At 52.7% G+C, this 10,211-nt stretch carries 8 protein-coding genes; 7 read left to right on the forward strand and 1 reads right to left on the reverse strand.

The genetic code is table 11. The annotated features are described in order from the left end of the window. The first annotated feature begins 14 nt into the window (after positions 1–14). The 7 genes from B147_RS30255 (at position 15) to B147_RS28150 (ending at position 9,029) form a co-directional block, all read left to right on the forward strand. Positions 15–824, forward strand: coding sequence for a TonB-dependent receptor domain-containing protein (locus tag B147_RS30255; RefSeq protein WP_083927876.1), 810 nt, complete (start codon positions 15–17; stop codon positions 822–824). Further along, complete coding sequence (locus tag B147_RS28140; protein ID WP_083927877.1) at positions 709–1,488, forward strand: FecCD family ABC transporter permease; 780 nt, start codon at positions 709–711, stop codon at positions 1,486–1,488. Before B147_RS30255 ends, B147_RS28140 begins: the two co-directional genes overlap by 116 nt. After that, complete coding sequence (locus tag B147_RS0110555) at positions 1,485–2,285, forward strand: ABC transporter ATP-binding protein (protein ID WP_020587170.1); 801 nt, start codon at positions 1,485–1,487, stop codon at positions 2,283–2,285. Before B147_RS28140 ends, B147_RS0110555 begins: the two co-directional genes overlap by 4 nt. Beyond that, positions 2,282–5,875 (forward strand): nitrogenase iron-molybdenum cofactor biosynthesis protein NifN, encoded by a 3,594-nt coding sequence (nifN, locus tag B147_RS30260; RefSeq protein ID WP_020587171.1) that lies wholly within the window; start codon positions 2,282–2,284, stop codon positions 5,873–5,875. Before B147_RS0110555 ends, nifN begins: the two co-directional genes overlap by 4 nt. A gap of 261 nt (positions 5,876–6,136) precedes the next feature. After that, positions 6,137–7,207 carry a FecCD family ABC transporter permease gene (locus B147_RS0110565; protein ID WP_020587172.1) on the forward strand — a complete coding sequence of 357 codons (1,071 nt, stop codon included), beginning with the start codon at positions 6,137–6,139 and terminating at the stop codon, positions 7,205–7,207. Beyond that, the gene (locus B147_RS0110570; protein ID WP_026259605.1) at positions 7,204–7,989 is read left to right on the forward strand and encodes an ABC transporter ATP-binding protein; all 786 of its coding nucleotides are present in this window, start codon (positions 7,204–7,206) and stop codon (positions 7,987–7,989) included. Before B147_RS0110565 ends, B147_RS0110570 begins: the two co-directional genes overlap by 4 nt. An 11-nt stretch (positions 7,990–8,000) precedes the next feature. Further along, the gene (locus B147_RS28150) at positions 8,001–9,029 is read left to right on the forward strand and encodes an ABC transporter substrate-binding protein (RefSeq protein ID WP_020587174.1); all 1,029 of its coding nucleotides are present in this window, start codon (positions 8,001–8,003) and stop codon (positions 9,027–9,029) included. Here B147_RS28150 and B147_RS28155 read toward each other — a convergent pair. Continuing rightward, the gene (locus B147_RS28155) at positions 9,026–9,880 is read right to left on the reverse strand and encodes a TroA family protein (protein WP_157237848.1); all 855 of its coding nucleotides are present in this window, start codon (positions 9,878–9,880) and stop codon (positions 9,026–9,028) included. The genes B147_RS28150 and B147_RS28155 overlap by 4 nt on opposite strands. Positions 9,881–10,211: the final 331 nt, after the last annotated feature.

The raw sequence follows: 10,211 nt of genomic DNA on the forward strand, positions 1-10,211 counted from the left end.
CGAGACGTTACCGGATGACGACATCTGTTCTCAATTTGAGCAACCCGGCTTATTTATCTGATCCTGATATCAGCATTGATTTAAGCTCTTCTTACAAGAAGACACAGGAAACGCTGCGGCAAACGGTTTCATTGGGAGATCTGATCACTTTCGATGAAAAATGGTCGATGCTGATTGGCGGTGCGTATGCAAGGATTCACGACAAAAAGTACTCGAATACTACGGGAGAGCTGACTTCCGATTATGAAGACGGCGCGTTTACACCCTGTGTCTCGCTCATGTTCAAGCCGATCCCTGCGGTGACAACATACGCCTCGTATATGGAAGCTTTGGAGCAGGGCGCAATTGCGCCGGACAGCGCAGCGAACGCCAACGTACAGCTCGAACCTTATCTAAGCAGACAATTTGAAGTCGGCATAAAATCGGTGATTGGGCGCACCAATTTAAATCTATCCCTATTCCGGATTGAAAAAGCCAACGCCTATACAGATTCGGTCACTAATATCTATAGCGAAGACGGGCGCCAGGTACACACGGGTGCCGAGCTATCTGTTACCGGACGTGTTACCGACAATTTGACACTTTTTGGCGGAGTTACCGTACTTGACGCGGTTATTAAAAAGAGCAGCAACTCAGCAATCGAAGGGAAATCTCCCCAGGCGGTTCCCGAAGTAACGGCCCGCCTCTATGGCGTTGGCCGGAACACAGATGCAAACGATCCTGGACAATCCGCTCGCCAGCCCGTTCATCTTAGGGATTTCATCGGCAGCCGCTTTTGGTGCGGCCTTGTCCTTTCTGGTCCCGGTTCCATTCCTTGCTCCTAAGCTTGCCGGATTGATGACGCCGCTGTTCGCCTTTGTGTTTTCGCTGCTCTCTGCATTCTTGATTTATGGCGTCAGCAAATTGATCAGGGCGCGCAGCACGATTCTGCTGATGGGGATCGCAGTGAACTTTCTTTTCTCTTCGCTCAATGCCGCAATCCATTATTTTGTCAGTGACCAGGTGCTCCGAACGCTGACAAACTGGTCCCAGGGCAGCATCCTTGGCGCCACCTATCAGGAAATCGGGATGGTGGCCTTGGTTCTGGCGCTCGCGATTGCCTTGTTGCTGCAGGATTCATGGCGGTTGACGGCACTTTCCATGGGCGATGCCACGGCGCAGTCTCTGGGTGTTCAGGTCCAGACGTTGCGCACCAGAACGCTCGTCATCACAGCGTTGATCACATCCATCGCCGTGTGCTTTGTGGGCACCATTGGTTTTGTCGGGCTGGTTGCGCCCTATATAGCCAAGGCTGTGGTTGGGGAGGATCAGCGTTTTCTGGTGCCGGCGAGCCTCATGACCGGCGCGCTCTTTCTGTCCGTCTCTTCGGTGGCAAGCAAGTCGTTGCTTGCTAACCGTCAGATACCCATCGGCATCGTTACCGCGCTGATCGGCGTACCGTTTCTGATGGCGTTGGTGCTGCGGGGCCATGCGAGGCGCATCATATGACACTGGCGGCTTCCCATCTCAGTTATCGGCACTCCCGAAACTTTTCCCTTGCGGACATCTCGATTGAATTTTCCACATCGGTGACGGCCTTGATTGGACCCAATGGCGCGGGGAAGTCAACGCTGGTGCGTTGTCTTGCAAATCAACTGAATTACCGGGGCTCGATCTCATACAATGGTGTGCACATCAGTTCCCGGGATATTGTTTTTTGGGGCAGGACCGTCGGGTTTCTCCCTCAAAACGTACGATGTGAGTCCAGCCTGACTGTTTTTGAGGTGGTTCTCCTGGGACTGACCGCGGACCTGTCACTGAAAATCACACAGAAACAGATTGATGCCGTAGAGCAGGCGCTCACGGCGTTAGAACTGAAGAGCCTTGCACATCGCCCCCTGTGCAAGCTCAGCGGCGGGCAGCAACAGATGGTACTGTTGGCGCAGACCCTGTGCAAACAGCCAAGCGTCCTCTTGCTGGATGAGCCGTTGAACAGCCTCGACATTCACAAGCAGTTTACATTCCTCGAAACGCTGATGCGTAAAGCAACCGCACCCTTAATGCAGGTGATCATTGTATTGCATGACCTGCAGCTGGCGGCCCGGTATGCAGATCGCGTCGCGGTGCTTGCCCAGGGCCGACTGCACAGCTATGGCCCGCCGCGTGAGGTTATCACAGAGCACATGCTTTTCGAGGTATTCGGGGTGGACGCCAGAGTTCGGCCGGGAGTTTCCGGTGACCCGGCGATCGAGTTCCTTGGACCTGCCCTGTATTCGAATGCCCCATGCCTATCGGAGTTCCCATGAAAAGACTATTGATTGTTATTTTGCTTGGCTGCGTCTGCCTGCTGTTTGTTTACCGGGCCGACAATTTACTGCCGGAGTCATCCGGACCATCACCAGGGCCGGACACGCCGACAAGGACCTGGACCGACATGCTGGACCGTCAGGTGACGTTGAAACAGGACGTCCGGCGCATCGTTCTGCTGCGTACCATGGATATCCATCTGCTGGTGGCCCTGCTTGGCCGGGATCTGGACAAGAGACTGGTCGCCGTGGGAAACGATTTTGCCTCCAATGACATCGACGGATACCGTAAGTTTTCCGAAGTTTTTCAACTCGGGCATCTGGTCGCTCTGGGAAGTGTCTATGCCGATGACGGCATTAATCCGGAAACCGTGATGGGTCTGAGGCCGGACATGATTCTGGTGGATACCCAGTTCAAAGAACGGGGCTCGGTGAAGAAGATGATTCGGTTAGGCCTGCCGGTGGTTTTCATCGACCTCAACACCGACCCTTTTTTCGGTGCCCCCCGGGCCATGCGAATGCTGGGGCGGATGCTCGGCGTTCAACGCAAGGCGGATGAAATGGCGGCGTTCACCACCATGCGCACCCAGGCGGTTCTCGACCGGGTCGATACATTGCGCAGGGAGAACAGGCCTCGACCGGTACTGTATTTCGAACAGGGAAACACTGTGCCCGCCAAAATCGGCATCACCGATGGCGACATTTCGTACAGTTGGGGCAAGGTCTGGTACCGTTTAGGGGCGGACAACATTGGTGTGGGAGCCAATTTTCAATCCCTGAATCCGGAAGCCATTCTCACCCGCAATCCGGAAGTGATCGTCATTGGCGGTTCGAACTGGGATCCAACGTCCAACATCATGCGCATGGGATTCTCCATGGAAAAGATTGAGGACCTCCTCCGCTCATGTCCGACAGAGGCTTTCGAGTCCCCTGCCGCAGGCGCCGCCGTAAATCAGGGCTGCGCCTTTCGGGGAGCTAAGCTTGCTCTGCAACCCATTACCGATGTCGCACATTTGGTGCATGGCCCGATTACCTGCCAGGGGCATTTCTGGTTTGTCCGTCCGACAGCGTCTTCGGGTTCGCTGCTACACCGATCGACCTTTATCACCGATCTTGGAGAGATGGACATTATTTACGGCGGCGAAGAAAAACTGGCCCGGGCCATAGCCGATATCGTTTCCCGCCATGATCCCGCCGCTGTTTTTGTCTACCAGACCTGTCTGCCGGCAATGATCGGTGATGATATCTCTGCCGTATGCAAGTCCATGGGCGCCCGTTACGGCCGGCCTGTCCTATCGGTGGATGCTCCGGGATTTGCAGGCGGCAAGGATTTCGGCAGTGAGTTTGCCGGAAAGGTGCTTATAGAGCAGGTGATCGGCTCCAGGGAGCCGGAGATCTCCACGGATTTCGACATTGTACTCATCGGAGAGTACAATGTCGCAGGCTCGGTGGAGCGCATTCGTTCTCTGTTCGGCCGCATAGGCATCTGCATCCTTGCCTCTATCCCGGGTGACGGCCGCTATAACGATATTGCCGCCGCCCACCGGGCAAAGGCATCTGTCAGCCTTTGTTCCCGGGCCATGGTGAACATGGCCGGACACCTGGAAGACCGTTTCGGTCTTCCGGGTATTTCAGGCTGCTTATACGGTATTGCCAACACGTCCCGCACCCTCATCAATGTCGCGGCGCTCCTTGCCAGGCAAAGTGGAAACGCCGGGTTCTTTAAGCAGGCCCGGGCCCTGATTGTCGAACAAGAGATGGATGCCCGGCGGCAATTGGCGCCTTTCAGAAAACGGTTGCGGGGCAAGCGGGCACTGATTATGGGCGGTGGGACAAAGACCTGGGCGCTTATTACTGCGTTTGAAGAGATCGGCCTGAGTGTCATTGGCTCTATGCTGCACAAAACTTCGGTCACTGACTGCAGACTGGCCAAGGAAACAGCAGCGCGGCGCAAAGTGCATCTCTTCGAAGATATTTCAGAAGAGAGACTGGAAATATTGCTGCACCAGAAAAAAATCGACGTACTGTTCTGTGGGATGGGTTATTCTTTTGCGGCGAACCGTGCGGGTGTTGCCTGGGTGGATATCCAGCACCACCGGACAACTTCCCTGACAGGGTACGACGGGCTGATCCGACTGGCCGAAGAGATCGACCTGGTCTGCCATAATCCTGTTTTTGCCAGGGTGCGCCGCCCTGGACCGTGGATGAAAAATGGTGCAACGATCCGCAGGCCCGGGCAGTCTGGGCGGAGGACCGCCCCGCAGGAATCTTTTCAGGAAAAATCATATCAAGCCAATCCGCTGAAGATAAGCCGCCCCATGGGAGCGGCATTGGCGCTGCTCGGGATGGGCAATACCGTTCCCCTGATGCTCGGTGCCCGCGGTTGCGCCATGGTCGGCCTGATTCAGCTGAACCGCCATTTTCAGCGACCCCTGCCCATTGAGACGGTGGCATTGGATGAGGTCTCGTTTATTTCAGGGACCACCGATATTCTGGAACATACCTTGCTTGAACTATCAAACCGTTCTGCGCCTCCCGGCCTGGTCGGTCTGCTGGCCACAGGCATGGTTGAAGCCAGCGGTAATGACGTTGCCGGGTTCCTGGGTGATTTTCACCGCAGGCAACAGCGCCTTCATCCGGATTGTGCCGCCATGGATACGGTTCTTGTCACCTGTCCCGATTTCACCGGTGCCTCGCCGGACGGTTGGCGTGATGCCGTTGAAGCGGTAATTGGGCAGTATGCCATTTTATCTGAAAACCGGGACCCACGGCAGATTACAGTCCTGGCCGGATGGCAAATGACCTGCGGCGACCTGGAGGAAATAAAGGATATCCTTGAAGCCTTTGATCTGACGCCGCTTGTGATTCCGGACCTTTCTATCACCTCTCCTACAGGGAAGTACACCATGCCGGGTATATTCAGCGGACGGGATAACGCCGCAGCAGGCGGACCGGATCTTCTGAGCCGCCTGGGTGGATCAAGCTATACCCTGGCCTTCGGCGAACATATGCGCGGTGCCGCACAGATTCTGGAACAACGCACCGGTATCCCTTTTAAACTCTTTGACCGGTATGTCGGACTTGATGCAGGCGATGAACTGATGCAGGTTCTTGCCCGGATCACCGGCCGGCAAACGCCTGTCAGGTTCAGGCGCCGACGGAACCGATTGGTGGAAACCATGTTGAACGTGGCACCTATGTTTAGCGGACGAAAAATTGCGCTCGCCGGTGATCCCGATCATCTCTTTTCTCTGTATTGCTGGCTTTCCGAACTGGGCGCACATCTGCATTGCGGCATTGCCGCGGACAGCGCACCGATTCTTCAGCAGATGCCGGAGAGCCGCATCCAGATAGGCGATCTGGAGGATCTCGAAAAAGCGGCCCAAGGTGCTGACCTGTTGATTGCACCTTCCTCCGCGGCGCCTGTCGCCCGGCGGCTCGGGATCCCGCATCTGCGCGCCGGCGTGCCTGTAACAGACCGTTTGGCAAGCGCCTGGCAAACAACCTTGGGATATCGGGGCGCCTGGAATTTTTTGTGTACTGCAGCCGACCTTATTAACGACCACCAAACGCAATTTGTACAGTCTTGAGGCACAACGGGGGGAGTAGGTTCTTTTTAACCGGCCCCATGACCAATAGCTGCTTATTATTCGTTCCGTTCGGTTATTTTTATCCTTTTAATTGTTCATTAAAGTACAAAATGTTTTTAACAAAAAAGGGATGCATTATGCGAAATAAGATTTAACTCATTAAATTTAAAGATAAAAATTTATGATCACCATCTTCTCTGTAATTGGTACATGAATTGCAAAATTCACAGCAACCAACGTTAAATCAAAGGGAGGTAAGCAATGGCAGATTATGAACTGGTTGCACACACACCGAAAATTGCAGAAGTGAGGGATCACTATATTGCGCCGCTCAGTACCATGACACTCCTTGTGATTATTTTTGCCACCGTATTGGTTGCGTCCTGTACCTTTGGCCAGTTCGGCATTTCTTTCACAACCCTGTTGCATTCCATTGTCTTGAAACTCACCGGCAACTGCGACCAGATCGCCCATGCCGTTGACACGGTCATCTTTAAAATCCGGCTTCCTCGGATTGCAGTGGCTTCCATTATCGGCGGGGCAATGGCCCTAGCCGGGGCGTCCTATCAGGGAACCTTCAAAAATCCAATGGTTTCCCCGGATATCCTTGGCGCTTCAGCCGGCGCAGGATTTGGCGCAGCCATCGCCATCCTGTTTTCCTTTAATATGTTCTTTATCCAGGTGTCGGCCTTTGCTCTAAGCCTGATTGCCGTGTCGCTCACGTTGCTGGTCAGCAGAATCATTGCAAAAGGGAGCACGGCGATCATCGCAATGATCCTGACGGGAATGATCGTGACCAGTCTTTTTTCCGCTCTTATTTCCATCATCAAATATGTTGCCGACCCGGAAAGTAAACTCCCGGAAATTACCTTCTGGCTGATGGGCGGTCTGGGAAGCGCAAATGCCGGCGATGTGCTCTTTCTTCTCCCGGCCATCACCCTGGGCGCTGTCCCGCTTCTCCTGGTCAGCTGGCGGATGAACATCCTTTCCCTGGGGGACGATGAGGCGGAATCCTTAGGCATTGATATCATGAGGCTGCGGCTGCTGGTCATCGCCTGCTCAACCCTGCTAACCGCCTCCTGTGTGAGTATTTGCGGGCTCGTCGGCTGGGTCGGCCTGATTATTCCCCATATTTCCCGCCTCATAGTCGGCCCGGATTTTCATAAGCTGCTGCCCGTCTCCATTCTGGTGGGCGCAATATTTCTTGTCATTGTCGATGATGTCGCCCGTTGTCTCTTTTCCGTGGAGATTCCGCTGGGCATCATCACCTCGATTATCGGCGCACCGTTTTTTATGTATATGCTCATTAAAGGGAAAAAGGGATGGATATGAAACTGGAAATAGACAACCTCAGCTGCGGGTATAACAAAAAAGCAGCCCTGAAAAATATCTCGCTGGAAATAGGCCCAGGTGAGATTGTATGCCTGCTCGGCCCCAATGGTGTTGGGAAAACCACTTTTCTGAAAACCATATTGGGATTTCTTGATCCCATCGAAGGGGAGGTCAGGATAGAAGGGAAAAATATCAGGTCATGGCCCAAAAAGAAACTTGCCCGGTACGTGGGTTATATTCCCCAGGCCCATGTCTCTCCCTTTCCTTTTTCCGTGATGGACATCGTTCTTATGGGGCGGGCCGCGCATATCGGCAATTTTTCCAAACCATCAGCCCATGATTACAGGGAAGCGGAAGAATCCCTGGATAAACTGGGCATCCTTCATCTCAGGGAACGGATATATACCGAGCTTTCCGGCGGAGAACGGCAGATGGTTTTTATCGCCAGGGCCATCTCCCAGAAAACGCATATTCTCTTAATGGATGAGCCGACCTCAAGCCTTGATTTCGGTAACCAGGCGCGTGTGCTTTCACAGATTAATGCCTTAGCCGCAACAGGCCTGAGCATCATCATGACAACCCATGCGCCTGACCACACGTTTCTGTGCTCAGCCCAGGTCGTTCTCGTTTGCAGAAAGAATGAGCCCCGTATCGGCAATGCCGAAGAGATTGTTACTGAAAACAATTTGCATGGCGCTTATGGCGTAAAGGTAAAGATTAACGAATCGTATCTGGATAATGGGACCAAAATTCACTCCTGTATTCCTCTACTTGACAATTAAACGGATCTCACATGATGAAATATCTTTTCAAATTATTTGCTGGACTTCTTGTTATCGGTTTACTTTTTTCAGAAAATTGCCGGGCGCAGACGTCGGAACAAGGGCGTGTTGTCATCGACTGCGAAGGAAATCAGGTCAAAATTCCCCTTGAAGTCAAAAGGGTTTGCGCCAACGGTGCATTAGCGCAGATGGTTTTGATGCTTGGCGCCGGTGATCACCTGGTAGCCACGGGGAAATTTGTGGCGACCAATCCAATGGTGCTTAAAATTTTCCCAGAGATCAAAAATGTCCCTGTCATTTACGGTGCTCCGGGAGGCAAGTCGGAAATACAATTGGAGACATTGGTCCGTGTGAATCCTGATGTCCTGTTTGGCAGGCGTGATCAGGTATTGTCACTGGGCATTCCCTGCCCGGCCGTCAGTCTGTTGAATTTTGCGGATATCAAAAACACGGTCAGAATGATCGGAGATGTCCTTGGCGGCGGATATCAGACGAAATCCATTGCCTTTTGTGAATATTATGATTCAATGATTGAAAGAATTCGGTCAAAAACCGCAGATATCCCCAAAAATGAAAAGCCCAGGGTCTACTATGCCGGAGGCGAGGATGGGTTGAATACCGAAGGGCGTAATACCATAAGTTATTCATGGATAACGGCCGGCGGAGGCATAAATGTTGCCGCTGAATATGGTGTCGAAGGCAGCCGGAAAGTTTCCATCGAAACGATCATAAAATGGAATCCTGACATTATTATCAGCAATTCATACAACGGGAAACAAACCGTAGCAAACTCGGAGCAGTGGAAAGATATCCGGGCTGTGACCGAAGGCCGGGTTTATCAGGCCCCGCGCGGCGTGTACCTGTGGTCGGTACGCAGCGGTGAGGGAGCCCTGCAGGTGCCCTGGGCGGCTAAACATATTCATCCGGAATTATTCAAGGATCTCAACATACAAGATGAAGTCCGGCAATTTTATGCCCGTTTCTATGGTTATGATATAACAGAGGATGAGATTGAGGAAATCCTGCATCCCGTCAATTAATTGTTATATAGTGATTGCCGCTCTCCATCCGGCCCAAGACCGGAAAGCATTTTTTCAGCTTGTTCCTCTGAAAGCGGATAGTTGTAAAATTGCCGGTAAAAAAAGCGGACTTGGGCATGCAGGTCCAGATCTTTAAAAAGCCGGGGATACAATTTTTTTGCTATGAACTGCATAAATAAGACGCCTTCCAGTCCTCCGTCCCAGTAGAATACCCCACTGGGAGACGGATAGACCCGACCCGTACGGACCGCTGAGATATTCTCCCACCTAGTATCATTAAAGACCAAGCCAGTAGAGACAACCTCCGGATCCCATAATACCAAGCGCTCCATGGAAACAGTGCCCTTTGAAAAATAAGGTTCATTTTCGCCAATCATCTTTGCCCCGGCCATTTTTCCATACCAATAGACGTATGCGCCTTTTCCATGGGTCTCCTGGCTTGTGGGGCCGCGCATGTAAAACATCCGGATTTTACTGGTTTCAGGGAGGCGGCGGGTTCTGCCTGTAACGAACCGGACGCGTTCGTCAAAATATCTGCACCACTTCCCGGCCCGCGCGAGAGACTGCCCGCCTAGCACTTCTCCATAGACCATGATCTGACGTTTGATGGTATGGGTAAAATCCTCTATTGTTTTTGTCCTGAAGCCCACTCCGCCAGCCTGGGAGACCACACCCGGGATACCTATGACGGCAAGTTTCTTCTCTGTTTTTCGGATATCGTAGGCAAAAAAAGCAACATCCGCCTTGCGCAGCAAAAGTTCCTCCATGTTGGGCTCGCCTGAAATTTCGGCAATCTTCGTTGATGCCGGATTGGTAATGGTCATCCAGGGCGCATCGGTACGATAAATCATGACGGCTTTATCGATCTCCCCGAGCATAAACAGTTTCTGATAGCACAGGCAGTGCTGACGCATAAATAATAAAAGGTCGGCCGAAGTTGTTCCGCCCACTCCTTTTTGGGAAAATTCCGCCTTTCCTTCTTTCAGAAGGCATCGGAAAGGTAGTTCTTCCTACACAAACCATGGCCTGTACCGAAGATTTTCATTCCGTCCGGGCATAGTTCTNCCCCATTCCAGGCTTGAAACTGTTTCGATTACCTGTCCGTGGTTGCCGTCTCACACTAATCGGAGTTGAAAGGGGGCGGACAGACGCTCTTTCAGCCATGGATAATCCAACCAGGGA

The sequence above is a fragment of the Desulfobacter curvatus DSM 3379 genome (assembly GCF_000373985.1).
In the GTDB taxonomy this organism is placed as follows: domain Bacteria; phylum Desulfobacterota; class Desulfobacteria; order Desulfobacterales; family Desulfobacteraceae; genus Desulfobacter; species Desulfobacter curvatus.